The organism is Candidatus Zymogenus saltonus, assembly GCA_016929395.1.
Taxonomy (GTDB): domain Bacteria; phylum Desulfobacterota; class Zymogenia; order Zymogenales; family Zymogenaceae; genus Zymogenus; species Zymogenus saltonus.
On the sequence record JAFGIX010000089.1, the window covers coordinates 1 to 26,367 of the forward strand.

The 26,367-nt window shown below is 49.4% G+C and carries 27 protein-coding genes; 16 read left to right on the plus strand and 11 right to left on the minus strand.

Features of this window, described 5'->3' with window-relative positions:
* Positions 1-218 precede the first annotated feature (218 nt).
* Entirely contained in the window at positions 219-1,352 is a 1,134-nt protein-coding gene (locus tag JW984_16490) for a putative sulfate/molybdate transporter (protein ID MBN1574796.1), read from the plus strand.
* Between the two features lie 211 nt (positions 1,353-1,563).
* Here the strand turns inward: JW984_16490 and JW984_16495 are convergent, their stop codons facing one another.
* The 5 genes from JW984_16495 to hpt all read right to left on the minus strand — a co-directional run bounded on the left by JW984_16495 (position 1,564) and on the right by hpt (position 5,184).
* The gene (locus JW984_16495) at positions 1,564-2,217 is read right to left on the minus strand and encodes a hypothetical protein (GenBank protein ID MBN1574797.1); all 654 of its coding nucleotides are present in this window, start codon (positions 2,215-2,217) and stop codon (positions 1,564-1,566) included.
* A 210-nt stretch (positions 2,218-2,427) separates the two neighbouring features.
* Positions 2,428-2,727 carry a hypothetical protein gene (locus JW984_16500; protein MBN1574798.1) on the minus strand — a complete coding sequence of 100 codons (300 nt, stop codon included), beginning with the start codon at positions 2,725-2,727 and terminating at the stop codon, positions 2,428-2,430.
* Positions 2,728-3,081: 354 nt separating this feature from the next.
* Positions 3,082-3,975 (minus strand): hypothetical protein, encoded by an 894-nt coding sequence (locus JW984_16505; protein ID MBN1574799.1) that lies wholly within the window; start codon positions 3,973-3,975, stop codon positions 3,082-3,084.
* A gap of 87 nt (positions 3,976-4,062) precedes the next feature.
* Positions 4,063-4,638, minus strand: coding sequence for a hypothetical protein (locus tag JW984_16510; protein ID MBN1574800.1), 576 nt, complete (start codon positions 4,636-4,638; stop codon positions 4,063-4,065).
* A 21-nt stretch (positions 4,639-4,659) separates the two neighbouring features.
* Positions 4,660-5,184 (minus strand): hypoxanthine phosphoribosyltransferase, encoded by a 525-nt coding sequence (hpt, locus tag JW984_16515; protein ID MBN1574801.1) that lies wholly within the window; start codon positions 5,182-5,184, stop codon positions 4,660-4,662.
* A 237-nt stretch (positions 5,185-5,421) separates the two neighbouring features.
* Between hpt and fsa the strand changes: the two genes are divergently transcribed.
* The 14 genes from fsa to JW984_16585 all read left to right on the plus strand — a co-directional run bounded on the left by fsa (position 5,422) and on the right by JW984_16585 (position 19,119).
* Positions 5,422-6,066: a fructose-6-phosphate aldolase gene (gene fsa / locus JW984_16520; protein MBN1574802.1), complete on the plus strand. Its 645-nt coding sequence runs from the start codon at positions 5,422-5,424 to the stop codon at positions 6,064-6,066.
* A 50-nt stretch (positions 6,067-6,116) separates the two neighbouring features.
* The gene (locus tag JW984_16525) at positions 6,117-7,994 is read left to right on the plus strand and encodes a LysM peptidoglycan-binding domain-containing protein (protein MBN1574803.1); all 1,878 of its coding nucleotides are present in this window, start codon (positions 6,117-6,119) and stop codon (positions 7,992-7,994) included.
* Between the two features lie 43 nt (positions 7,995-8,037).
* Positions 8,038-9,012, plus strand: coding sequence for an ABC transporter permease (locus tag JW984_16530; GenBank protein MBN1574804.1), 975 nt, complete (start codon positions 8,038-8,040; stop codon positions 9,010-9,012).
* 4 nt (positions 9,013-9,016) lie between these two features.
* Positions 9,017-9,751 (plus strand): hypothetical protein, encoded by a 735-nt coding sequence (locus JW984_16535; GenBank protein ID MBN1574805.1) that lies wholly within the window; start codon positions 9,017-9,019, stop codon positions 9,749-9,751.
* Positions 9,752-9,938: 187 nt separating this feature from the next.
* A complete protein-coding gene (locus JW984_16540; GenBank protein MBN1574806.1) occupies positions 9,939-10,949 on the plus strand; it encodes a hypothetical protein in 1,011 nt (336 codons plus the stop codon).
* 34 nt (positions 10,950-10,983) lie between these two features.
* Entirely contained in the window at positions 10,984-11,514 is a 531-nt protein-coding gene (locus JW984_16545) for a flavodoxin family protein (GenBank protein ID MBN1574807.1), read from the plus strand.
* Positions 11,515-11,841: 327 nt separating this feature from the next.
* The gene (locus JW984_16550) at positions 11,842-12,759 is read left to right on the plus strand and encodes an SH3 domain-containing protein (protein ID MBN1574808.1); all 918 of its coding nucleotides are present in this window, start codon (positions 11,842-11,844) and stop codon (positions 12,757-12,759) included.
* Positions 12,760-12,883: 124 nt separating this feature from the next.
* Positions 12,884-13,333 carry a nuclear transport factor 2 family protein gene (locus JW984_16555; GenBank protein MBN1574809.1) on the plus strand — a complete coding sequence of 150 codons (450 nt, stop codon included), beginning with the start codon at positions 12,884-12,886 and terminating at the stop codon, positions 13,331-13,333.
* A 378-nt stretch (positions 13,334-13,711) separates the two neighbouring features.
* Entirely contained in the window at positions 13,712-14,329 is a 618-nt protein-coding gene (locus tag JW984_16560; protein ID MBN1574810.1) for a TetR/AcrR family transcriptional regulator, read from the plus strand.
* Positions 14,330-14,458: 129 nt separating this feature from the next.
* Positions 14,459-15,544 carry a C_GCAxxG_C_C family protein gene (locus JW984_16565; protein MBN1574811.1) on the plus strand — a complete coding sequence of 362 codons (1,086 nt, stop codon included), beginning with the start codon at positions 14,459-14,461 and terminating at the stop codon, positions 15,542-15,544.
* Between the two features lie 762 nt (positions 15,545-16,306).
* Positions 16,307-16,879, plus strand: coding sequence for a hypothetical protein (locus tag JW984_16570; GenBank protein ID MBN1574812.1), 573 nt, complete (start codon positions 16,307-16,309; stop codon positions 16,877-16,879).
* A gap of 99 nt (positions 16,880-16,978) precedes the next feature.
* Positions 16,979-17,554 (plus strand): hypothetical protein, encoded by a 576-nt coding sequence (locus tag JW984_16575; GenBank protein ID MBN1574813.1) that lies wholly within the window; start codon positions 16,979-16,981, stop codon positions 17,552-17,554.
* A gap of 99 nt (positions 17,555-17,653) precedes the next feature.
* Complete coding sequence (locus JW984_16580) at positions 17,654-18,229, plus strand: hypothetical protein (GenBank protein ID MBN1574814.1); 576 nt, start codon at positions 17,654-17,656, stop codon at positions 18,227-18,229.
* A 314-nt stretch (positions 18,230-18,543) separates the two neighbouring features.
* The gene (locus JW984_16585; GenBank protein MBN1574815.1) at positions 18,544-19,119 is read left to right on the plus strand and encodes a hypothetical protein; all 576 of its coding nucleotides are present in this window, start codon (positions 18,544-18,546) and stop codon (positions 19,117-19,119) included.
* Between the two features lie 228 nt (positions 19,120-19,347).
* On the opposite strand, the gene JW984_16590 is transcribed toward JW984_16585, so the two are convergent.
* From JW984_16590 to JW984_16610, 5 genes are all read right to left on the minus strand, one after another.
* Entirely contained in the window at positions 19,348-19,629 is a 282-nt protein-coding gene (locus JW984_16590) for a GIY-YIG nuclease family protein (protein MBN1574816.1), read from the minus strand.
* Between the two features lie 299 nt (positions 19,630-19,928).
* Positions 19,929-20,606, minus strand: a complete 678-nt coding sequence (locus tag JW984_16595) for a DUF4276 family protein (GenBank protein MBN1574817.1) — start codon at positions 20,604-20,606, stop codon at positions 19,929-19,931.
* A 3-nt stretch (positions 20,607-20,609) separates the two neighbouring features.
* On the minus strand, positions 20,610-21,704 hold the full coding sequence (locus JW984_16600) for an AAA family ATPase (GenBank protein ID MBN1574818.1): 1,095 nt from the start codon (positions 21,702-21,704) through the stop codon (positions 20,610-20,612).
* A 10-nt stretch (positions 21,705-21,714) separates the two neighbouring features.
* A complete protein-coding gene (locus JW984_16605) occupies positions 21,715-22,242 on the minus strand; it encodes an isoprenylcysteine carboxylmethyltransferase family protein (protein ID MBN1574819.1) in 528 nt (175 codons plus the stop codon).
* Between the two features lie 14 nt (positions 22,243-22,256).
* Complete coding sequence (locus tag JW984_16610) at positions 22,257-23,471, minus strand: 6-phosphofructokinase (protein MBN1574820.1); 1,215 nt, start codon at positions 23,469-23,471, stop codon at positions 22,257-22,259.
* Between the two features lie 245 nt (positions 23,472-23,716).
* On the opposite strand from JW984_16610, the gene JW984_16615 reads away from it, so the two are divergent.
* Entirely contained in the window at positions 23,717-24,718 is a 1,002-nt protein-coding gene (locus tag JW984_16615; protein ID MBN1574821.1) for an NAD-dependent epimerase/dehydratase family protein, read from the plus strand.
* A 3-nt stretch (positions 24,719-24,721) separates the two neighbouring features.
* Here JW984_16615 and JW984_16620 read toward each other — a convergent pair whose 3' ends face one another.
* Positions 24,722-25,981: a pentapeptide repeat-containing protein gene (locus JW984_16620; GenBank protein ID MBN1574822.1), complete on the minus strand. Its 1,260-nt coding sequence runs from the start codon at positions 25,979-25,981 to the stop codon at positions 24,722-24,724.
* Positions 25,982-26,367: the final 386 nt, after the last annotated feature.

A 26,367-nucleotide genomic window follows, 5' to 3' on the forward strand; every position in this document is an offset into this window, starting at 1 on the left:
AAAATATGAATTTAAAAAAAATTTTCAGAATGAAGGAATGAGAAAAAAGTGGGATTTCAAGAAATTGAAAAGGAGGTTTTAAAGTTTCTTTGAATGGTTGGGATTCAAACACGGGTTTTTAGGGCGCCGGGCGCCGGAATCGGCCCTTGACATGGCTTCAGATTTTAGCTAAATTCGAGTTGTCAAATCATGTCCCTTGGAAAAATAAGGGGGAACCGTTGCGAATAGGATCGTTTGAGTTCAACATGAGGGAGCTCTCAGGCTCTATGGGCAACTATGGGACGCTTCTCCCGATAATAATCGGGTACATCTCCATCTGCGGGATGGACCCCGCCGGAATCCTCGTCGTATTCGGGATCGTCAACATAGTGACCGGAATCGTCTATCGGCTGCCGCTGCCGACGGAGCCGATGAAGGTGATAGCGGTGGTGGCCATCGCCCAGGCGTGGGCGCCGGAGAAGGTCTACACGGCCGCGATCGTCATGGGGGTCGTCTGGCTTCTCATGGGCGTCACCAACGCCATGACGTATGTCTCCCGCTTCACGCCCAGGAGCGTCGTCCGCGGGATACAGATCTCCATCGGGCTTATCTTCGTCGTGAAGGGGCTTCAGATGGTGGCCACCCTCTGGTATCTGGGGCTTATATCCCTCGTTATCGTAATCCTTTTGAGAAACAGCAAGTACGCCCCTGCCGCGATAGTCCTTGCGGTCCTCGGGATCGTGATCATGGGATTTAAGGGAGATTTTTCAGGGGAGATGATCGTGCCCTCCCTCACCCTCCCCCCCATCACTATCTTTGACTTTCGCGAGATATGGCCCGCTTTAAGAGACGCCGGGTTCGCCCAGATACCCCTCACGGTCACCAACGCCGTGATCGCGACTTCGGCCCTCGTCTCCGACTACTGGCCGAACCGCCGGGTCAGGGCGAAATATCTATCCACTAATATAGGGATAATGAACCTGGTATCGCCGTTTTTCGGGGGCATAGCGATGTGTCACGGGGCGGGGGGTCTTGCCGGAAAGCACTTCTTCGGCGCCAGGAGCGGCGGGGCGAACATCATCGAGGGGACTACCCAGATTATATTTGGGCTTTTTTTCGCCGTAGGGATAGCGGCGGTATTCATCGCCTTTCCACTGGCTATCTTGGGGACAATGCTGTTTCTGGTGGGGGTCGAGCTTATCAAGTTCGGCAAGGACCTCGGCTTTGACGAGAGGCTTCTGACGGCCCTGATTACGGTCCTCGGCTCGATCCTCTTCAACATGGGGGTGGGCTTCGTGCTCGGACTTTTGGTCCACTATATATTCTTCAGAAAACCGCGCGGGAAGGCGGGTAATCCCGCCAAAGAAAGATAGAGGGCCGCTCTCCACGCAATCAAAAAATCAGGTTGATTATTGTTTCCCTCTGATGTCTGGACCGCTTTCAAAACTTTCTATGCGCTGGGGAGCCGCCCGGGTCTCAAAATGTGATTGTGTTTAGAAATTGTGTTTCAAAACGAAGCGCGGGAGCCCCTTGTCGACATGGGACTCCCGCCGCTCAATATCCAAGAGAAACTCGTATCGGTGACTACTTCTTTCTGGAGAGCTCGTAAAGCTTCGACCAGGGAATCGAGTTGTCTATCTCGTACATCAGCTTTTTGAACATGCCGTCCGCCGCCTCGTTGTAGAGCCTCGCATTTATGACCTGTACGTGCTCTCTCTTATAGGTAGCCCTGACGTTGTCCTCCCAGATGATTTTTTCGGTTATGGGGTCCATCAGCACGAGGTCTACGTTCGACTCGGCAGACATTGTCGGCCCCAAGAGGCCCCTCTCCAGATTCAAGTCAAATTTGTTGATCGAGACCTTCAGGAGGGCCAGAAGCTCCCTCTTCGTCTTCTTGTCGGGGGGGGGGTAGCCGAACTCCACGGCGCGGGTCTTATACCCCTTCGATTGAACGAGGTTATTTATCGCATCCCCCGTCAAATCCGCCACTCCCTTCCCCCCCTCGACCCTTATCTCCCCCATTTTAATGCCGTGGTGATCTTTTTTGGCCCCTATCTGGTCGCCCTGGAAATCGGATCTCTTATCCAGCGGGGGCAATAACAGGACGACGTTTCTTCCGGTCGCCTCCTCGTAGGACGATCCCGGGAGATAGGTAAGCCTTACGTAGTCGGTGCCCATGGCACACCCCAGCGTGACGAAGACGATAAGGGCCGACAGAATATATAAACACTTTCTCATGGTTTACTCCTTTATTTAAAGATTCCCAGATCGAGCAAAAATACCCGTCAAAGATTTATCTTAATTCTATATTCAGCTTCCCCCTTATACAATCTATTTCGCGGACGGATTGCAGACAAATTTACAGGATATTTCAAAAACGGAAGAGTTTCAGCTTAATCATTAAACTTAAAGGGACCCGGCGAGCAGGGGATTTGAAAATGATCCTGTTTACGGTTTATCTAATAGAAACAACTTTGATGTGCCGATGTAGACGTTCTGGGCTTTAAGGGCGCCAGCCATTTCCTCTTCGGTTATTATGTTCGGATCGTAGTAGACCGTGTTGAATTCCTTCCCTTCCTCGGTACCGTTTTCGACCCTCTTAACCCCCTCAAGACCGGAAAGTATCTTGTTCCCCGTATCATTGCTGGTCACATAGAACTTGGCGGTCGCCTCCTCGGAAATGGCTACGGTAACGCATAGGGCAACGGTCAAAACCGTTACTATCGATAAAATAAAAGGTTTTCTCATTTTTTGATACTCCTTTTGTGGCGGGCTTTATTTTCTATCGGCTCATGAGACGGACCGGAAGGCTCATATCAGGAAATTGAAAAAGGGACCCTGCCAAGATATTTCAAGCGGAGAAGGGCGGTTACGGCCCCCTATGAGCCTTGAGGAAAAACCTCCTGTTCTCTATATTCTACTCCGTTTGACAAGTTAGTCAATATAAACCTCGCCTCAAGGGGGAAGATTTGTGCTTGAATTTCAAGGTGCAGATTTAAGCGGCACAATAGGCCGCCCAATCCGCCCCTCCCCTCTCTCCGCCGCAGTCCGTCGTCGCCGAATCATCGATATGTATAATATCTATGTCCCCAATGACTCTCCCTATCCATCCGGCGTAGGGTAGACGGAGTCGAGGGCACGCCACTCATCCTCCAGCTCCTTCCAATCCAGCGACTTGACCTCCTTGTCCTTCTGCTTTATGGCGAAGGCGCAGCAGTCGTCGCCCATGGCGCGACATTTCACCTCCCTCGACTCGTTCGATTTGCCCAGAAGCTTTTTGGCTACCCCAAGGCCTATTCCCTCCAGGTTGTGCTGAAGGATGGCGCAGACCGGCTTCTCGCTTTTTACGCCGTCCGATTCAAAGGAGTTCCATGATTTGAGGTAAAACATGTAATTGCTGCCGGAATCCTTACCCACCGCCACCCTCGTCCTTCCCCAGCCGAGGCGGGGGAGGGAATACGACAACGCCCCGTCCATCGAGTTCATGGCGCTATCTATCTCGGTCCAGCCGTAGTTGGACATCGCCTCTTCCCCCACGGCCAGTCCGGCCCTCCTCGCCACGTTTTTAAGTATGGCCTCCGCCCCCCGCACGGTAAGAATCTCCGCGGATACCTCCTTGAAAGCCATAAGCACCTTGAGAGGCACGATTCTGAACAGGGCGTCGCTGAATCCCTTCAGCTCCCTTCCCTCGCCGTCCCATTCAAATAGATCGGGAACCTTTGACGGATCGTGGTTGAGGGGGCTGATAAAGTTCTCGGCAAATTCGTTATAGCTTTCGATACTGGGCTTATCTATGATATCCTGAGGCGCCCCAAGCCTCTTAAACAGATTTCTAAAAGTATTTTTTAGGGTGTCTTTCCCCTCGAGGTTCCCTATCTCCTCGAAAAAGGCTGTCATAAATCCCTTGCGCATCAAGATAAGACGTTCCTCGGAGCCGCCCGTGACGAGGGAAATCGATCCGTTATCCAAATTCCATTTAATGCTTTTTCCTTCCATAATGTTCTTCCCCTGTTAGTATTAAGCTTCTTTTATATATTTTATTATACAATATCGAGACCGAAAAAGCGAAATCCAACTGTTTTTCTACCCCCATCCCATCAATCCCTTGACCACCCGCCAAAGGTTTGCGAAGTGCTCGACCGCCTCCGGGTCTTTTCGAGTCGGAGACCAGACGTGTTGGCCAATCCCTATCTGCGTCAGGACGTAACGTCCCAGGGCAAGCTGCCCAATAGCCGTCAATCCCGTGGCGAACTGTCCCAGGCCGAAGCAGACTCCCAGGGCGAACTGCCCCACCGCGATGATCCCGGCCACGCACTGCCCGAAGCCGAAGAGAAGCCCCACCCCTACCTGGGCGATCGTTATAAGCCCAACCCCGAACTGGCCTATCGCTATTATCCCCTTTGCTACAATGATCTTTCCGGTTTCGGCGTCCTTCCCGAAGGCTACGTGAATGACGGGCCATCCCAATATCTCCGCCTCGCTCCTGTATTCGTATCCCCAGGCAAGTCTCCTCTCTGTCCTTTTCCCCTCCCCTAAAGACTCGATGAATTGCGAGGCCCTGCTTAAATACAAAACGTCCAACTCTCCGCCGCAGCGGGGACAGACCAGGTCTCTCCTCTTGACCTCGAAGCCGCATTGGGGGCAAAGCGCCTTTTTCATGCCTGTTGCCTCCACCGTACCCTAATCTTCCATTAATACCCAAATTTCGGGGAGATTTCTGTAACTCTCGTCACAGTCTATCCCGTAACCGACCACAAAACCGTCCTGCATGGAAAGGCCCGCGTAATCCAGCTCTATCTCCACCTCCCGCCTCGATTTTTTGTCCAGAAGGGCGCATATCTTTACAGACTTCGGCCTCCTCCTGAGAAGTTGGTCCTTGAAGAACTTGAGGGTAATACCCGTGTCCACTATGTCCTCGATAATCAGGACGTCCTTTCCCTCTATAGGGCTGTCGAGGTCTTTTAGGACCTTTATCTCGCCGGAGGTCGTGGTCGCGGAGCCGTAGGAACTGAGAATCACGAAATCCACGAAGATGTCGACCCCTTCGATCATGCGGATAAGGTCAGACATGAAGACAAACGCGCCCTTGAGCACACAGACCATCATGAGCCTTCCGCCCTTGTAATCTTTGCTGATTCTCTTTGCAATGCTCGATACGGCGTCATTAATATCGTCTTTGCTGAACAGCAATTTTTTCCTTGCCATTTATGAACCCTTAAAAAAGATGACAATTCTATCGTTGATACTTCGGAACAAATCAATGAGACACATCAAGTTCTGTCAACACCCTGTTTCTAAAACGCAAAGACGCTGTACAAAAAATTAGATTTTCTTCCCATCCCCCCCGCAAAATCGATCGGTTCTAATAAAACCTTGACCGCATGTTTATATATAGCATATAATCGAATAATATCAAGAGATAACTATTTTAGAGGATTTCTTATGGAACTTTTTATAGACACGGCTGATGTGGCCGAGATCAAGGAAGCCGCCGAGATGGGCGTCATCGACGGCGTGACGACAAATCCCTCCCTCGTGGCTAAGTCGGGGCGCAAGTTCATGGACGTCCTGAAGGAGATAGTGGAGATAGTCGACGGCCCGGTCAGCGCCGAGGTGATAAGCATCGACGCAAAGGGGATGATCAAGGAGGCGGAGGAGCTGGTCAAGATCGGCGGCAATATCGTAATAAAGATTCCCTTAATCGAGGAGGGGCTCAAGGCGATAAAGGAGCTATCGGGAAGGGGTATAAAGACCAACGTGACGCTGGTCTTCTCGCCGCTCCAGGCCCTTCTGGCCGCCAAGGCTGGGGGGACTTACGTAAGCCCGTTTGTGGGGAGGCTGGACGATATCGCCCACGAGGGGATGGAGATCGTGGAGGATATCGTTACCATCTACGACAACTACGCCTACGAGACCAAGGTCCTCGTTGCCTCGATCAGAAATCCGATTCACCTCTTGGAGTCGGCGCGGCTGGGGGCCGACGTGGCCACCGTCCCGATGAGCGTCATAAGGCAGCTCACCAGGCACCCCCTGACGGATCGGGGGCTGGAGAAATTTCTCGAGGACTGGAAGAAGGTGCCCAAGTAGGGGGCCGCAAAGTTTTACAATATTTACAGTAGGCATTTAGAGGCAATAAAATGAAGAGAGCTTTGATCTATGTCCTGATCTCGATGACGCTGCTGGTTTTTTCCTGCGGGAGAGAAGATTCGCCCGCCGGTATCGATAAGAACGGGGATATATCCAGTAAAAATGAGACGACGACCGAGACGATTACCGTAATCGAGTCGAGGGATTACGAGGTGAAAAAGGGGGACAGCCTCTGGGATATATCGGAAGAGATTTATAAAGACGCCGAGAGGTGGACTTCCATCTTGAGTTTGAATCCTCAAATCAAGGACCCGGATCTGATCTACCCCGGCCAGAAGATAAAAATCGAGGTGGAGGTAACAAAGACGGTCGAGAAAAAGGTCGATGGTGGGGTGACAAAACATTACGGCGACGCCATCATCATCGGCTCCATCGGGGATGCCTCGAACCTTATCCCGATGCTTGCCTCCGACAGCGCCTCCCACGAGGTGGCGGGCTTTATCTACAACGGGCTTGTCAAGTACGACAAGGACTACAACATAGTGGGCGACCTCGCCTCGTCCTGGGAGATATCGAAGGACAACCTCACCTTCATCTTCCATCTGAGGGACGACGTAAAGTGGCAGGACGGGAAGCCCTTCACCGCAGCAGACGTCATGTTCACCTACAAGCTGATGATAGACGAAAAGACCCCAACCGCCTATGCCGGGAAATACCTCCTGGTCAAGGAGGCGAAGGCGCCAGATCCCTACACCTTCACCGTGACCTACTCGGAGCCCCTTGCCCCGGCCCTCATAAGCTGGGGGGCGCTCCAGCCCCTCCCGAAGCATATCCTCGAGGGGGTGGATATAACCAAGTCGGAGTTGGCGAGGAAACCCCTGGGGACGGGGCCCTATAAGTTTATCGAGTGGAAGACCGGCGAGAAAATAGTTCTGACCTCGAACCACGACTACTTCGAGGGGAGGCCGTATATAGACCGGATCATATACAGGATAATTCCGGATACGGCGACGATGTTTTTGGAGCTGAAGGCGGGCGGCGTCGACTGGATGGGGCTCTCCCCGATCCAGTACGAGAGACAGACCGACGACGAGTCCTTCAAGAAGAGCTTCAAGAAGTACGAATACCTGGCCGATGCATATTCGTATCTCGGCTTCAACCTCGACAACCCGAAGTTCAAGGACAAGAGGGTGAGGAAGGCGATCTCCTACGCCATCGACAAGCAGGAGATCATCGACGTGGTCCTTCTGGGTCTCGGAGAGATAGCCACAGGTCCCTATAAACCCGGGACGTGGCAGTATAACCCGAACGTTGAGCGGTACGACTACGATCTTAAAAAGGCGAAGGAGCTCTTGAAGGAGGCTGGCTGGGAAGACACCGACGGGGACGGTCTCGTTGACAAGGACGGCGTCCCGTTCGAGTTTACCATCATAACCAATCAGGGGAACGATCTAAGGGCGAAATCGGCGGAGATCATCCAGAAGAGGCTTGCCGAGGTAGGGATAACCGTGAAGATCAGGATCATCGAGTGGGCGGCGTTTCTATCCGAGTTTGTGAGTACGAGAAACTACGAGGCGATGATCTTGGGATGGAATATCCTCCAGGACCCGGACCTTTTCAACGTCTGGCACTCGTCGGAAACCGGGCCGGACGAACTGAACCATGTAAACTTCAGAAACGACGAGGTGGACAGGCTCCTCGAGGAGGGGAGGCGGGTCTTCGATCAGGAGGAGCGGAAAAAGTACTATTTTCGGATCCAGGAGATACTGGCCGACGAGGCCCCCTACGTATTTCTCTACGTCCCGGACGCTTTACCTGTGGTTCACGCCCGCTTTCACGGGATAGAGCCGGCGCCGGCGGGGATAAGCTACAACTTCAACGAGTGGTACGTCCCCGAGGGGATGATGAAGTACACGAACCTGAAGTAGTTTTGAGCCCCGAATTGCGGCGGAGGGATGAGGAAAGGAGAGAATGGCGAGATACACCCTGAAAAGGCTGATCATGATGATCCCGATACTGTTCGGGATTACGATCATCTCCTTTGCGGTAATCCACCTGGCCCCGGGAGAGCCGACCGATCTCGCCACGAGCCTGAACCCGGACGTGACCCCGGAGGCGAAGGAGAAGATGAGAAAGCTTTACGGGCTGGACAAGCCGGTTCACGTGCAGTATTATAACTGGATCAAGAGGATTGTGGTGCTGGATTTCGGAAACTCCTTCGCCCCGGACAGGAGGCCGGTCATAGACAAGATCAAGGAGACAATCCCGATCACCATATCGATCAATATCCTCTCGATACTTCTCATCATGGCGGTGGCAATCCCCATAGGGATCTACTCGGCGACCCACCAGAACAGCTTTTTCGACAAGGCGGCGACCGTCTTCGTCTTCATCGGCTTTGCCGTCCCCACCTTCTGGCTGGCGCTCTTGATGATGCGATGGTTCGGGATTCAGCTCGAGTGGCTTCCGATCTCCGGGGTGAAGTCGGTCATGTACGATTATCTGTCGCCGATGGGCAAGGTCTGGGACGTTGCCAAGCACCTTTTGATGCCGGTTGTCCTCTCCGCCTTCGGCGGCCTTGCCGGGCTTTCGCGGTACATGAGGAGCAACATGCTCGAGGTAATCCGCCAGGACTACATTACGACCGCCCGGGCCAAGGGGCTGCCGGAGAGGGTGGTCATCTACAAACACGCCATGAGAAACGCCCTGATGCCGGTGATAACGATCCTAGGGCTTTCCGTCCCCGGACTTATCGGCGGGAGCGTCATCTTCGAGAGCATATTTTCCATATACGGCATGGGGAGGTTGTTTTATGCCAGCGTCCTCTCCAGGGATTACCCGGTGGTGATGGGGATTCTGGTAATCGGCGCCGTGCTGACATTAATCGGAAACCTCCTTGCGGACGTATCTTACGGCTTAACCGATCCGAGGATAAGAAGGGGATAAAACAATGGCGGAACAAAAAAAGCGGCTTGGGGAACTTCTGATAGAAAACAATATCGTCAGCGAAGAGGACATCCAAAGGGCTTTGAGATACCAGAATCAGTACGGCTGCAAAATAGGACAGGCGCTCGTCGCCCTGAATATCCTCTCGGAGAATAAGCTCCTGGCGGCCTTGAGATACCATTACGGGCTTCCGGTCGTGGATCTCGGCAAGATGGAAATACCCCCCAGCATCATAAGGCTCGTATCCGGCGAGATGGCCGAGAGATATACCGCTGTTCCTTTGAGGCTTGAGCAGACGAAGAAGGGAAAGACCCTTTTTGTGGTTATGTCCAATCCGGTGGATCTGAATGCCATTGAAGAACTGCAGTTCACCGCCGGGTACAAGATAAACCCGGTGCTGGCAAAAGAGAGCGATATACAGGCCGCCCTGTTGAAATACTATAATGTTAGGACAAGACCTGTCGGCGCCATCAGCATTTCTCTGGAAGATGACACGGATACGGGTGAGATGACGATTATACAGGGGGGGGAAGAGATTCGGATTGTGCTGAACAGTGAGGAGAAAAAGGAGCTGGAAAAAACCCAGGAAGAAGGCTCCGGTAATGACCAGCTGAAGATGAATTACGAGATGATGCTGAAGGAGCTGAAGCTCTGGAAGGCGGTGGTCAAGCTCCTAATAAACAAAGGATTCATAACTATGGATGAGCTGAAGGAGGCGCTGACCAAGAAAGAGGAATGAGGCTTTTTTTATCCTAATGATTTTCCCCATTTAACGGCACCGCCGAAATACGATAGGTTTTTTGCAATTTTTGCGTCAGGGGCGGACTTCTCACAGATAAAAAGATCGGGCCTTTGCGGCCTTTATGATTCGCTTCATAATTCACTTTTATTTCAATATACTTCAGAATATCTACAGGGAGGGCTAAATGAAGACCGGCGTGGCCTACTTCGAGACCAGAAACCCCAAACACGTCCTTCGCGACCTGAAGGACATGGTAGATAAGAACTGCAGCTTCGTTGTCCATACCTACAGCGAATACGACCTGAACTTCAACTCCATCGTGATGCGGGAGATCGTAAGGCTATCCAAGGAGGAGGGGCTTGAGGTCTACATCAATCCCTGGGGTCTGGGGAGGGTCTTCGGCGGCCCGGAGCCTTACTCCCACTACGTGGCGGAGCACCCGGACCAGTGCCAAAGGACCGCCGACGGTCGCCACGCCCCGATCATCTGCATGAACAGCGCCCCCTTCAGGGATTACATGAAGTTCTGGATAGACTCCGCCGCCCAGACCGGCGCGGAGATAGTCTTCTGGGACGAGCCCCATTATCACTTCAAGGTTGAAGTTATGTCTGGTGCCGGAAAGGGGGACGAGTGGGCCTGCGCCTGCGAGAGGTGCAAGGAGCTCTTCAGGAAGCGATTCAAGAGGGATATGCCGAGCGTAATGGACGAGGATGTAATTCGGTTTCGGGACGACACGATAACGGAGATGTTGACGGAGCTCACCGACTACGTCAAGAGCAGGGGGATGAAAAACGCCGTCTGCGTCCTCCCTGAGGAAAACCCGATCACCGGCATATCCAACTGGGAGCTTCTGGCCGGGATACCGGGCATGGACATCTTCGGCACCGATCCCTACTGGATGATATTCAACAAGCCCCTCGAAGAGTATGTTCGGGGGGCCACGCGGCGGGTCATGGAAATCTGCAGGGATAAGAAAAAGGAGGCCCAGATGTGGGTGCAGGCCTTCATGATCTTCGAGGGGAGGGAGGAGGAGGTAAGGACGGCGGTTCGGATCATGGCGGAGGAGGGGTGCAAAAATATCGCAGCCTGGGCCTACAACGGGTTCGCCTTCATGAACCACAAGTGTCAGGATCACGAGAAGGTGTGGAGGATTCTGGGGGAGGTCTTCGGAGAGGTGAGGGGAAAGATGGGATGAGAAGCAAATAAAAACTCAACTATATTAAAATCGAATGAGAGTTTTATATATATCAGGAAGCCCGCGAAAGAACGGAAATACGGATTACTTGCTTAAGTTGTGCCAGTCTATAACCGGAGGTGATTTTATCAGGTTATCTGATTATCAGATTGAATACTGTTCTTACTGTGGCGCCTGCATTGAAAAAGGAGTCTGTACTATCGAGGACGATATGACTAAAATTGCCGAAAAATTACTCAAAAGCCAGGTTATTGTCCTTGGCAGTCCCGTTTTTTTCAATAACGTTTCAGGTCAGATGAAAGTATTTATGGACAGAACATGGCCCTTAAGAGGGAATTTGAAAAACAAGATCGGGGGAGCCTTGGTTGTTGGGAGAAAGTATGGTTTAGAGAGCGCTATAAATGCAATTAATTCCTTTTTCCTTAAACACGATATGATAGTTGCTAACAGGGGTGTAACCGCTATTGCCTTTGACATTGGAAAAGTAAAAGAAGATGGAGAGGCTATAGAGAGTACAGAAAAATTGGCCAAAAGGATACAGGAGTTAAATAAGTTTTTTTCCTAAAGGAATATATATGCTTTGACGGAATTTTGCCAATCTTCAATTACTCTAAATGCTTCAGTTCATTTCAAAGATGATAGGGATAGAAGAATATTGTTTGAGCCGGGCGTTCGGGAAGGTAAGGGGAAAAGAAGAGTGATGAGAAAAAAGCCTTTATAGTGACGTTTTTCGTATATACAGTGGCAAGAGGAGATATTCAAGGAAATTTTAAGGCCGGAAAAGTCTTATAGGCACAACCTGTAATTCACGTCTTGAATAGTGGAACTCCTTACTCTATTTTGCAGCCGTTGGTCGTTTCATAAAAAAAGGGGATTTTAAGGGAGGCGTATCATGAAAGGCTATAAGATAGTAACAGCAGTCGCGGTCCTGATCGGCATCTTCGCCTTGGGCGTGGTTGCAAAGGAGAACGGGACGATAACCGGGGACAACCTCAGGGTCCGCAAGGCGCCGAGCGTCAAGGCCCGGATAATCGGCGAGCTGAACAAGGGGGAGAGGGTAGAAGCCCTTTTCAAGACCGATTTCTCGGAGACCATCGGCGGGACAAATGCCCCCTGGTATAACATCTACTGTTTTGAGACTAATGGTTATGTATTTGGCGGTTATCTGGAGCTGGACAAAGGGGTGAGCGTTCCCATCGAGAGCGAGGTGATGCCGGATGAATCGGAAAGGCTTTGTATAATTGGTTTGCTGGAAGTTCACCAACTAAATGAGATGTTGGCTTTAACCGAATCAGCTCATAAACCCGGGCCCTTGAAATTTTACTCGGAGCCCGATTCAAAATCCAAGGTGATTGCGGAGATAAGCGATCCGAAGTATCTGATAATCAGGGAGCACGATTACTATTTTCAGTCTTTGGAGACCTATAAAGAGACTGAAGGATGGTACCTTGCAAGCTTCATTTTGGACGGGGTCAAAAAGACGGGTTGGATCTCTCCGGCGGATGTCGTGGAGTTTCGCTCGCTTCAGAAGCTCCTTACCAATTCCTTGACCTATCTAACCGATGACTGGGACGGAAGGATATCGAAAGAGCCGAAGGACTCCGGGACTTATGAATACTTTACATCGCCGGATACCGATGTCAGGATGGTCGACTCGAAGCAGGTTGGCCCGGAGCTGTGGCTCAAGATCGAGATATTGTCCCCGAGCCCCTGCGAGGCCGCCGAGACGAAGGTCGTCAAGGTCGGATGGATCAAGGCCTATTCAAAGACCGGAAATGTAAATGTCTGGTTTTACTCCAGGGGCTGTTAGGGATTGTCGGGAGTTTTTAAAGCGTAATTTTCAAGCAAGACCTTTGGAGAACGGAGCCGGGGGGATGTCGGCTTTGATAATGAAGGGATTCAATAAAAACCCTCGGATAGGCTGAAGGCGGCTTATGAATAGTGATTTGAGGGTAAGAGTTCTCGAGGATATTCAGGCGATGGTTGATCGGGAGACCGAGGCCTGGGACAACAAGGACGCGGAACTGCTGGTCTCCATATTCCACCCGGCGATGGTCTGGCCGTGGCCGCCGGACAGCCGCTCCCACGACCCGATGACCTGGGTGCTTGTGCAGGGGAAGTATGACCAAAGAAGGTGGCGGGACGGGTGGCAGGCCCTGTTTGACAACTACGATCTCGTTCACAACAGACGCGAGACGCTTCGCATCGAGGTTTCGGCGGAGGGGGACGGGGCGTTTGCCGTGGTCGACGTCGATACCCTGTGGCGTCATAAAATGACGAAGGAGGATATGCGCTGGGTGGGGAGAAGCTGCAAGGTCTATACGAAGACGGAAGACGGCTGGAAGCTTATAATGCACACCGGGCTCCTCGATTACGGCGGTTGACTATATGAAACGGTACTGTTTTTCATCGGCCGATCATTGAGATTGCAGCCCAACTTCTGCTTTACCCCCCTCTGTATGTTTGTAATTATGGATTGGGGACAATACCCTGGGCTGGGGGACTCATAAACTCGTCTAAACAACCGATTTCCTATCACCATTCAGTCTCTCAAGCCGGTGGAACATTATGGGGTGAGCGGGCGGTGAAACCTAGAGGTCTTTAAGCCCAGCCTTAATCCCTTCAATCTCATCGATAATCTCACCCCTTTTCCTCATGTCTCCCGCCGAGCGGTTAAAAACATCATTCGAGGGAAAAAAGTTCTTGATAGGGGCCAAAAAAGTGAATAGAATATTCATTATTAGTCAGGGAGGGGGGGCCAGTTGGCTCAGACGCTAAAAGAGGAGATCAGGGAGAATATCGACGCCGCCGCCCTTGAAGTCTTCGGCAGAAAGGGCTTTAGGGGCACAACCATGGCCGAAATTGCGGCGGAGGCGGGGGTCTCGGTCGGCAATATCTATCGGTACTACAGGGGAAAGGAAGACCTCTTCTATTCGCTGATCACGCCCGATTTCATCGAGGAGCTGAAGTCCCTGTTCAGGGCCAAGATGAAGACGGCCGACGGCATGGAGCTTGCGGAGATGCGTGACTATGACCCCATGAACGTAAGGGACATCGCCCTAAAGGATTTTTTTTCAAGGAACAGGCTCAAGACGATAATAGTGATGGACAGAAACGAGGGGACGAGATATGAGGGCTTCAAGGAGGAAATGGTGGAGTTCATAATTGAAACGGCCCTGCAATATATCGATACCGTGAAGGATAAGAGGACGATAACCTTGAGCAGGATTAAGATAGACCTGTTGAAGGTCGTCTACTCCAACCTCTACAGCGCGGTCGTGGAGATACTGAAGCTTTACAGCAAAAGTGAAGATATCGACGACGCATACGAGACCCTCCTCGATTATCACTTCTTCGGGATAGTGAAGCTGATGAGCTGATTTTTTTGGGTGAATAATGAATGACATATTCATTAATGATCTCGGCGAACGCCCCTGAACGCCAATTGTCGAACGGTCGGTTTACATATAAAAGAGTCGTATTTTTCAAACTGATTGCAGGAGAGGAAAATGGATGAAATCTGCAAGTCTTGTATGACAAGAAGGGATGTATTGAAGGGGGCCGGAAGGCTTTCGGCCGCCTTAGTCGCCTCTGGGGGTATCCCGTCGGTCTTTGCCGGTGCGGCGGAGATTGGCTCCAAGGCCTCCGTCGATATTAACGACAAGCTCGACAGGAGGTGCCTCCTTACGGTCCTGAGGATGGGGCACTGCGCGCCCTCGGTAATGGATACCCTTCTGGTCGATCGAAAGGGGAATTACGAGGATATGGTAAGGCTTACATCGGGGCTTCCCGGGGGTATCGGCAATACGGGGGCGGAGTGCGGCGGCGTGACATCGCCGATCATGTTTCTCGGTTTGAAGCAGGGGCCGGAAGGGGAGGGGGAGAGCCTCCTCGATCTCGTTGTCCGCGGAGGGGGATACATAAAACGCTTTAGGGAGACTCACGGAACGATCTATTGCAGGGAGATACAGACCCCGGAGGGGGGCATCTCGCCATGCTTGAGGGCGATGTGCAGCGGACGAAGGCTTACAAATGAGGTAATGGGGACGGATCTGGATAGGCTCAAATCGGAGATCGAAGCCGGGGCCCTGAAGTCCTACGACAGGCTCCTGAGTTTGTTTCAAGACCGGAAGTTCCACTGCGCCCACTGCGTCCTTGGCGAGTTGGGCGGCGTAATCGACGTAAACAAAAACCTTCTTAAGGGATCGTTGGGCTTCGTCGGCGGGACTGTGCTTCGGGGAGATACCTGCAGCGCCCTGACCGCGGGCGTCCTTGCTTTGGGGTCCAAGATAGGCGAGATAGAAGACAGCTACATAAGGGTCATGTCAATGATGTTTAAGATGATGACCGGAGGAGACGCAATGGGCGACGACGTCAACAAGTTCAACAAGGCCATAAATGTCGGAAATAAGCTGGCCCTCTGGTTTAAGGACAGGTATGGAAGCACAAGGTGCGGCGATATCGTAAAGACCGATTTTTCCAATATTGACAGTGTGAACAAGTACCTGTCGTCGAATAGGATCGAGTCCTGCAGGGAAATAACCCTTGCGGTTGCGGAGAGAGTTCAAATTATTTTTAGTGATCTTAATGTATGACGTAAGCTTTTGGAGGGTATTGATTAGGAAGGATCGATACCCTTTAGTCCGCTTCCCACTCCTCTTCTTGGTGGGCCGGGGATTTTTTAAAAAAGGGTAGCCTTCATAAAAAGTAAAAATTGTATCTGCTGGTACGGCGGACGGGATCTGAATACCCGCTATAAGTCTTTTCTTGAGCAAGGGGAGCATAAAATTTCCTTAATGCCCGAAGAAAAGCGCCAAGCCTTGTACGGTAAAAATCACTTCTTCTTACTGACAATCCTTATAAATACTAAAGTGCCAATTGTTTTTGCATACTATGCAAAAATAGTGTACATTTTTATCAAATGGAGTTTTGAATTACTCTCAAATCTTTTTAATGAACTCTAAGCTATTGAAACGACATGGCTTTTTTTAGGGTTCCTTCATTGGCGTCTCTGTTTTGGCGCTATTCTTGGCATTAAGTTTGCATTTATAAAAATCTTCAGGTCAAGTACTATTGATAATTTTCGATAAAGTAGATTAGAGTTAAATAGAGACCGGTTTTCTTTGTAGAATCTTATATGCAAAATTTCTGTCTGTATTGGTTATAGAGGTGTTAAATTATAAGATTTTTAGAAAAATAGATATTTGGAGAAAGCAGTCTCCCCGGCAATGGAATCGTGTGAATTATGATGTCTGCCGCAATACCCTCGATTTTCCTTGAAAATAAGGGTAATGTGATTGTATAATGGTTTAGGGCAGCAAATGCCCTTAAGATCTTGCTAATTGGGATCGATTATAATGGAGAAAACCGTTTCCTGCATGGTTATGCGCCTCGCCCTTGATGCCACGGAAGAAGTCATGGGAGAAAACGGCCTCAAGGCGCTTCTGAACTACGGTAATTTGATGTACCTCCTCGAAGACAAACCGGATTACTCTCTCGACAAAAAATATACTGATGACCAGTACGGGGCGTTGACCTCCAACTGGTATAAAATTCTCGGCACTGACGGCGGCAAGGCCCTGTTTCGTCTCATAGGAAAAAACTCCGGGAAATCCGCCATAGATACGGGAATATTCGAATCCTTTAAAGACCTTCCTCCGGAAGAAAAGATATTTAAGATGTTGGAGATTTTCGCCCTGGCCACCGGAAGGGGAAGGGCGGAGAAGGTAGGTGACGTGGTTGCCTACGATAACAGCCAGTGTACGGCGTGTAATAACATCGAGAACAAAAATCCGGTTTGCACCGGTCTGAACGGTGCCTTTGACGAGTTTATCAAGTGGGCGGGGTTGAAGAGATTCAGGACCGTGGAGACAAGGTGCAAGGCGAAGGGTGACGACACCTGTCGTTATGAAATTTTACCTGTCGAGTGATCTTTATTTCGGAGGGGATTTTAAAAAACGGAGATATTCAGCGCTCAAAATATCTTGGAACCGAAGAACGCGATAAAGGTTTAGGTACGGGAGGGAAAAATGACTGAGAAAACAGTTTCCAATATGGTAATTCGTTTTATCATGGATGCCACGGAAGAGGTAATGGGATTGAACGGCCTGAAGGCGGTTCTAAATTACGGCGGATTGACCTATTTCCTTGAAGACAAACCGGACTATTCTTTCGATAAAAACTACACGGATGATGAGTATGGGGCATTGACCTCTAACCTGTATAAGGTTGTCGGCACTCAGGGCGGGAAGGCGCTATTTCGTCTGGTAGGGAAAACGACGGGGGTTTTCATTATTAAAAAGGGGGTGTTTGAGTCGCTGAAGGACCTTCCCGCTAAAGAGAAGCTCTCTAAAATGATGGGGATATTCGCAATGGCCACTGGCAGGGGGAAGGCCGAAGAGGTCGATGGGATACTGACATATGACAACCCCCAGTGTTCCGCATGTCAGAACGTAAAGGACAAAGGCCCTGTCTGCACACCTATAAACGGCATTTTTGATGAGTTTATCAAGTGGGCCAAGGTGGAGGGGGTCAGGACCTTCGAGACGAAATGCAAGGCTAAGGGAGACGATACCTGTCGCTATGAGATTCTACCTGTCGAGTGACCTTATTTCAAAGGGGAGCTTCCAAGAACGGGGGATATTAAGTGATTGGAGCGTCTTCGGGTCGATGAATGGATAAAAAATCGAATACGGGAGATTAAAATGACCGAGAAAACCGTAACCAACGCGGTCGTACGGGTGGTACTTGACGGCGCCGAGGACGTATTGGGGAGAAACGGCTTGAACGCGCTGTTGAACTTCGGCAAGATGTCTCATCTTGTGGATAACAAGCCTGAATTCAATATGGAAAAGAACTTTACCGATGAAGACTACGCCGCCATAACATCGAGCTTCCATACAATACTCGGTTCCAAGGGAACAAAGGCCATATTGCGACAGGTGGGATCCGCAACGGCAAAAAGAGCGGTTGCTTCTGGCGTGTACGACTCCCTTAAGGAATTCAAAGGAGAGGAGAGGCTCTTAAAGGCGCTGGAGATCTACGTTATGGCGTCGGGAAGGGGAAAGGCCTTTATGGATGGGGATACAATAGTCTACGATAACAATTTGTGTACGGTCTGCCTCAATATCAAAGATAAGGTCCCCATATGTACCATAGTAAACGGTATCATCGATGGACTGGCGGCATGGGCCGGTATTGAGGGGAAAATCACCGTAGAGACAAAGTGCAAGGCGATGGGTGACGATACCTGCCGGCACGAGCTTCTGCCTAAGAAATGAGATAGATCGAGATTTATTTAAAAAAGCTCCAATAAATTCTGTCGTTGCGCCATTAAATTTAACAATTATATATAGATGGTATGCTTTCGTATATTGTCGGGCAGGTATAAAATTTAAGGGGAAATCTCATTACCAAAGGTGAGGGTAATAAATACAATATTTATTCAGTCGAAATGGAAAGCATACATAAAAACACAAAACTCATTCTATGCATAAAAATACTTAACACATATACATATAGGCGATAATGCTTGACATTTATACCCCCTTGGTGTTTATTGTGCCAAAATTTTAATATATTGAGGGGGTACTAAATGAGCGAAAAGACTGTAGCCAATGCTGTTGTTCGTATCGTGCTGGATGGAATCGAAGACGTGATAGGCGAAAAAGGAAAGAACGCGCTTTTAAACTTCGGAAATATGTCCCGACTTATCAATGACAAACCGGATTATTCCTTTGATAAAAATTTTACGGATGAGGAGTACGCCGCCATAATATCAAGCATCTACACAATTATAGGTCTGAAGGGCTCCAAGGCCATAATGCGCCAGGTAGGGGACGCCACGGCAAAGCGGATTATCGACTCGGGCGTTCTTAACTCGCTGAAGGATTTTAAAAAAGAGGAGAGGCTTTTAAAGGCGCTGGAAATATACGTTATGGGATCGGGGAGGGGGAAGGTTACTAACGAGGGGGGAAACATAGTGTTCGACAACGAGATGTGCACGGCCTGCCTCAATGTCAAGGACAAGGTCCCCGTATGTACCTTCGTGAACGATATAATAGACGGGCTTGCGAAGTGGGCCGGGGTGGAAGATAAAAGAAGTATAGAGACGAAGTGTAAGGCGATGGGAGACAAGAGCTGCCGCCACGAGCTCCTGCCGATTGAGTAAATCTCCGAGGGATTGTCTCTTGAAATGCCTGTTGTGGTAAAACCTTGAATCTCCAAAATTGCGGCATCGTCCGCGCCGTTCAAGAATTGTGTTGAAAATCTGACCCGCCAAATGCTGGATACTGGGTTCCCTTTTTATCGCTCCTTTGGGTCTGTTCAGACATAAGATATCGACATTGAATAGAGGTATTTTAAAGGGAGGGGTAATCGTAAAAAAGTAAAATCTATTTTAATCTCTCTCGCCGATCTCCTCCAAAAAACGGAGCTTTTCCCCGGAAGGCCTCCTTTTAACGGCGTGTTCCATCCTCTGGGCCGTCCCCCTGTCGGGAAAGGCGGCGTATCCCTTAAGCGTGACCGGTCTCCTCGACCTCGTGTATCTTGAAGCCGTGCCGCTGTTGTGCTCTTTTACCCTCCTTTCGACATCGGTGGTCACCCCGCAGTAGAGGGTGTCGTCGGAACACCTGAGGATATAGACGAACCACTTCTTCGATTTCCCCCCTCCTTCAGTCATCTACCACTTTGCCCCCTGCCTTCGGAAGAGACCAGCCGACAATGGAATAGGATCGGTAGGCCGTCGAAAAGCGGTATGAGCCTAAACGCGTCGTCGAAGGTTTTTTTCATCTAAAAAGTGTTCCCGCCGAAGCAATGCCTATTTGTTCCAGATTTATCCCGATCGTGGAAATTGTAAAGGCCCTCGCTGGGGGGCCATGCAGGAGAACTCCCGAACGACGTTGAAGAGGAGGCCTAAGAGGCGGGTTTTGATTGCCGGCCCTAAAATATTGGCTTCAGCAAGATATAGGTGTATTAGTATTATGTTGATAATGACTCAAGCTTTTTCACCCAATCGTTGAAATGGGGACATTTTGACCTAATAATATTAAGACCAATGTTTCTCGCAATTGTTGGTCCATGTAAGGGCTTTCTATATTCTCCCACAATATTTACTATTCTTTTAGACGGACAGGTATTTGGGTCATCATTTATCTCTTCAGGTCCTCTAAAATTCCTTACAGTATTTTCTAGTTCTTTCAAAATTTGTTTATGTTTACCTTCTCCTTCAAAAGGTCTTGCAATGGCATCGGGAGAAGAAAATAAAATACTTTCAAACTCGTGTAACTGAAGATATGGAATAAATTTTCTATTATCAATATTTGATTTGAAATTTTCTTCGGCCAGCTTGATTTTTGTATAACAACTAACACTTTTGTCTGGTCTCCTTTCCCAAGGAAAATCGTTTGGGAGTGCATAGTAGTCAATCATTGTGGTAACTGCCATTGCTTCTCTATCATTTAGCAATATTTTCAGCTCTTTCTGGATTTTGTTGTATGTTCTGAAACCTCCTTTGAAATTTTTGCCTGTTTTGACAACTTTTGTAGTTATAATTGTAGGTATTGGTGTTATTCCGAAATCTTCTAGATGAGGTGATAAGATTGATTTCACAAATTTTTCTTCAGTTAGACCTTCAACTAATATAAGGATCCTTTTCAAATTCTAAGGCCTCCCTCCGAGCAGGTTTTTTTCCCAGAGATCACCTAGACCATACTCATCTAACCATTCTTTCATGTCATTCGTTGTAAGCCTTTTAAACTTCGATTCTTCATTATCAAGATCTACTACGACAACATCTTCAAGATCAAATTGATTGACGAAAGTGACAGATTGGGTGGATACTATAATCTGAGTCTTTTTTAAAACGCTTTTCATCATCTCTGATAAAATATTTATGGCGTAAGGATGAAGTCCGAGCTCTGGTTCATCTAAAAATATGGTCCTTGGAGGCCTTTTTTGCAAAAAAAGTGTGGCAAGACAGATAAATCTAAGTGTACCATCTGATAGTGTAGAGGCATTAAAATATTTGTCAGATGCCATATGTTTCCATTCGAGTCTGATCTTTTCTGTATTTAGGCGATCTGGCTCAAGCATAAAATCCTCGAAAAAAGGGGCTACAAGTTTTATTGTATCAACTATGTTTTTGTAGTTTGTTGGATGTCTTTTCTTGTGAAAATATAGAAAGGCCGCAAGGTTAGACGCATCCGGTCTTAAGAATTTGTTGTCATTAATATCACAGGTTAGTCTTACCTTTGCATCTGTGCTTGTGTCATGAAAATGATAATGATAGACAATCCAGTCCTTTAAATCGTCATAAACATACTTCGCAATTCGCGCTCTTTTTGACACTTCGGATAATCTCGACTCGTTATGTCCGTGACCTATTTTTATATCGTAAGGTCGTTTATATTGCTTTTTATCATGTATATAGCATATCTCATCTTTAAAAATGAGTTTATCTGCTTTATCAGGAATAAGAATGCACTCATAGGCGTTTATACCAAATTCTAGTTTAATTCCAAGTTCTTCTGTATGTTTTTGGCCAAAAAAAAGAATATTATCGGCTCCCCCTTCTCGACCTACAAACTCCTGTAGTTTTCCTTCTACGAGATTGTTCAAAAGTGTAAATACCTTTATAAAATTTGATTTACCTGAGCCGTTTGCACCAATAAGTACGTTGAGTTGATTAAGCTTAAATCTATCTAAATCTTTTATAGATTTAAAGCCCTTAATTGTAATGTAATCAAGTGGTCTCATATTAGTAGTTCTATTGTTTTTTCTTAATAAGTGCGGGTACGATCATCGAAACCCGCCTTCGGTACTCCTCGTATTCTTCCCCGAAGTCGGCGACGAGCCTCGTCTCCTCGAACTTCTTCAGATACAGGGGTACTAAAGCGGCAAAGCAGGAAAGGAGGATCAGTCCCCCTATCGATCCGATGTAGATCGCTATGGAGAAATAGGCGGAGAACGCCCCGAAGACCATCGGGTTTCTCGTATTTCTGTAGGGGCCTGTGGTGACCAGCCTTTCACTCCTCGGGCTTACGGCGACGCCGAAACCGTCCGCCGGCCCTCCCCTTCCCCTATCAAACAAGAAGAAGTTTGACCAGAGGGCGTAGAAAACCCCGATTGCAAACAGCGGCACCGCAAAAAAGAGGCGGACTGCGGAGCCGGAAAAACTGGCGAAGGAAAGCGTCGTATCAATAATTCCCGAGACGTAGATTATTGCGATGGGGACGGCGAGCATAAAGATGGTAAAACCAATCGTAAATCCCGCGATGTGACGAAGAAGCTTCACTTTCTGTTCTCCCCTTATTCCTTCATTATCTTATCGACCATGGGGGCGTGGATCCTCTCGTAATCCGGGACGCGGCCCAGAAGGGGCCTCGCGTAGTTCTTGAACTCGGTCGTTACCATGCTGTCTCCCTCGATGAACTCGTCCGGCATACTCTTTGTGCCGCCGGTCACCTCCTTGAGGTCCACAAGGCCGTACCTCACGGCGTAGTCTCCCACCCTCTCGATCACCACGGAGCCGTCGATGTTGTTCCATGTTGCGAACTGGAGCGCCCACTCCCCCACCTCCCTCGCCTCCTGGGCGTCGACGCTGCTCGCACAGCCCAGAAAGGAGCGCTGCAGATACCCGAAGGTGTCCGACCTGACGCGCTTTATGCTGAGCTCCGTCTTTACCAGTTGCACCAGGGCGTCTCCGAGAGACGTCAGCCCCGAAAGCTGGACGTTTCCGTGGGAGTCCCTCTCTACCTGGTCCACGAGGGAGGTAATGATCGGGCTTTCCTCCGCATCGTTGATCCCCTCCGACACCGCCACGACACACCTCCCAAATTTGGTCATCGTTTCATCTATCTCCTTTATGAAGAGGTCGGGGGAGAAGGGCTTCTCCGGCAGGTATATGAGGTGGGGGCCGTCGTCATCGTATTTTTTGGCGAAGATAGAGGACGCCGTCAAAAATCCTGCGTGCCTTCCCATCACCACGCCGATATAGACGCCTGGGAGGCTCCTGTTGTCCATATTGGCGCCGGCGAAGGCCTGGGCGACGAACTTCGCCGCGGAGCCGTATCCGGGGCAATGGTCGGTGATAAGGATGTCGTTGTCTATCGTTTTTGGAATGTGGATTACCCTGAGCTCGTAGCCCTCCCTCTCGGCGTTCTCGTTTACTATCCTGCACGTCTCGGCGCTGTCATTTCCCCCGATGAAAAAGAAATATCGAATTCCGTGGACCTTTAAGACCTCGAATATCCTCAAACAGTCCTCCACGTTGGGTTTGTGCCTCGAGGAGAGTATCCCCGCTCCCGGGGTTCCCGCCACCACCTCGAGGTTGTGGGTCGAGGCCTGGGTCAGGTCGACAAAGTCCTCCTCCATAAGCCCCACCACTCCCCCCAGGGCGCCGTAGAAGTTCGTGATCTGGGGATACCTTCTCGCCTGAAGGACCGCCCCCACCAGAGACTGATTGATCACCGCCGTCGGCCCGCCACCCTGAGCGATAACCGCCTTTCCCGATAGCTTTTTCATATATCTTCCCTTCTGTTCTGTTCCAATGTCTTCAGAGATTTTTGATCACTGTTATCATATTTTTCGGAAAAAATCAATAGAATACCGATGTAACCGGACGCTGCTGGAGGGATTATGAAAGAAAGCGGGCCTCGGATCGGGTGTATGAAATAAACTCTAATGAGGTTTGACATCGCTCCGATAAAATGGTAGAAAAGTCGGGAAAAAACGCACTTTTTACAAGAATCAATTAATGGAATAAAACAGTGACTGAAGTATCATTTGTAACGGGGGGGACGGGATTTATTGGGCGGTATCTCGTAAGGAGGCTTATTGATATGGGACACACGGTTCGCCTCCTCGCCCGTAACGCCGAAAAGGCGAAAGGACTTTTTGGGGACTCAGTCGAGATAATCGGGGGCGATGTCTCTGACAGGGAGGCGCTGATAAGGGGCGTTGACGGGGCGGACTTCCTGTTTCACCTGGCGGCGCGGGTGGGCGACTACGGCCCGAAGAGGGAGTTTTACAATGTCAACGTGGGCGGCACTAAGGCGCTCCTTGACGCATGGGAGGAGACCGGCGGGAACAAAAGGGGGCGCCTTGTATATATGAGCACCAACGCCGTCACCGGCATGAAGAGGATTACGGTCACCGACGAGACCGCCCCTTACTCGAATACGGGGGGCGTATACGGGATAACCAAGGGGATCGCGGAGAAGATGATCCTCGATAGATGCGCCGAAAAGGGCCTTGACGGCGTTGTGGTGAGGCCGTCGGTCGTCTACGGCCCCGGTTCCACCAACTGGGTCTTGAGGCCGCTGGAGAGGATGAAGGCGGGAAAGATGATCTACATCGACGGGGGAAGGGGGCACTGCTGGCACATATACGTGGATAACCTGATCGATGCGGTCATACTCGCCGCAAAGAGCGACAGGGCGAAGGGCGAGATATTCATCATAAGCGACGGCAAGGACGACACAACATGGAAAGAATATTTTACCATGCTTGCGCACTGCGCCGGCTATCCGGCGGAGGCCAAGAACCTCCCGAAGTTTGCCGCCATAACCGCCGGCTGGGCGATGTACTTACTCTACTCGCTTTTTGGGATAACGCCGGTCCTCACCCCCATGAACGTGGGGATACTGACCTCCGGCGCCGGCGTCTCGATAGAGAAGGCGAAATCGATATTGGGATACAAACCAAAGGTGGACCTCGACGAGGGGATGCGCCGGGTGGGGAAGTGGCTAAAGGAGGAGGGGCTGGTCTGATTTTTAGTTCTTCGTCCTCCTGAACTTGCGGTTCATGGCGAGGACGAAGAGGGAGAGTAGGGTGGCTCCGAAAATCAATTCAAAAATACTTATAAAAAATGTTGAGTCTGTTGGTATAATTCCGTTTGTTTCAAATCTACGCAGTGTCATGACCGATAGGCTGTATTTTAAAGCCTGAAGAAAATCATTCCAGAAAGTAGATCCGAAATTACGCAGTGAAAAAACCAAGTCATAATTTACTTCTTTACCGGAAGAGTTTAAACCTGAAAGTAAGTAAAATGAAGAAAAGAAAAATGGTAAGATAAATAACAATAAAAATGCTCTTATAGGTCTTTCGCCATAAAGGGAGATGAGTTTGTATAAAAACAGGATAAATTTGGTAAGTATACCCTCCCTTGTCCCCTTCATTCGCATCTCCATTGCGCCTACGAAGAAGTCTCCAGCCTCATGGTATCTCCCGGTTTTTTCATAATTTATACGGAGTAAATTATATAGACGCTTGACTTCGTAGTGGTTGCCCTTTTCTCGAAAAAATTCCCCCTCTTTTTTCAATAACTTTTTTAACTTTATAGATAGACTTTCAAAAGGGCCTAATTGGAAAGTCTCATCATATAACATGTTTCTCTTTACAAGCCGTCCCGATTTTTGCCACGATATTTCCTTGAAGTTTATATTTTCGAGGTCGGTTCCGATAAATCTTGCCCGATTTAGATTGATGCCGTCAAAAGTCAGGTCAGCGTCCTTTTCGATCTTCAGGTTGATAAAGTGTGCCGTTGCGCCGTCTTCGAAAGTCTTTCCTTGAAAAATGACCTTACTCTTTTCCAAGAATGTCGCCCCCACGAAATAGGCCTCTCCCAAGAATGTCGCCACCACGAAATAGGCCTCTCCCGAAAATGTCGCCCCCACGAAGTAGGCCCCTCCCGAGAATGTCGCCCCCCAGAAGTTGGCCCCTCCCGAGAATGTCGCCCCCGAGAAGTCGGCCTTTTCCGAGAATATCGCCCTCACGAAGCCGGCCTCTTTAAACTCAAGATCTCCGGTTTCCTCTTTCAATTTATTAAAATCGAAACGTACCGGAAATATGAAACCCCGGAAATCGTGTTTCCCCGATTTATAGAGCTTTTCGAATCCTTTATAAAACTTCTCTAAATCCTTATCTTCCCTGTCGTTGTGGAAGATACAGAAGGTTTTTTCTTCATCCTTCCCCGGTCCATAATCGGGATGAGGGCATTTATAAGCTAAATATCGAATTTTATAATCACACATCTCAAAAACTCACTTTTTAAGGATTACACCTTTTGCAAGTTTGAAAAACCGTTGATTTAAAGATTAGATCGTTCTTCTCAACCCCATTTTTTGAACGCGCACCGGGGCGTGCGTTTTTTCCGGCCGGATTGGGTATTACGTTAACGGGTCGATTAGAGATACGTCAATTATTATCAAATATGTATCGTAATTGTCAACGTTTTTGTTTTGTACGATTTTTCGTCATGACGGCGGTGGGGGGAGGAAAATTGTTGTTTGCTTAGGGGAGGAATAGGTCTGGATTCCCGCTTGCGCGGGAATGACAAGGGAGGGGGCGGGCATGACAGGGGGGTTGGGAATGACGGTGGTGGGTGGGGCGGGGAGCCGCTCGGACAAACGAATTTGTC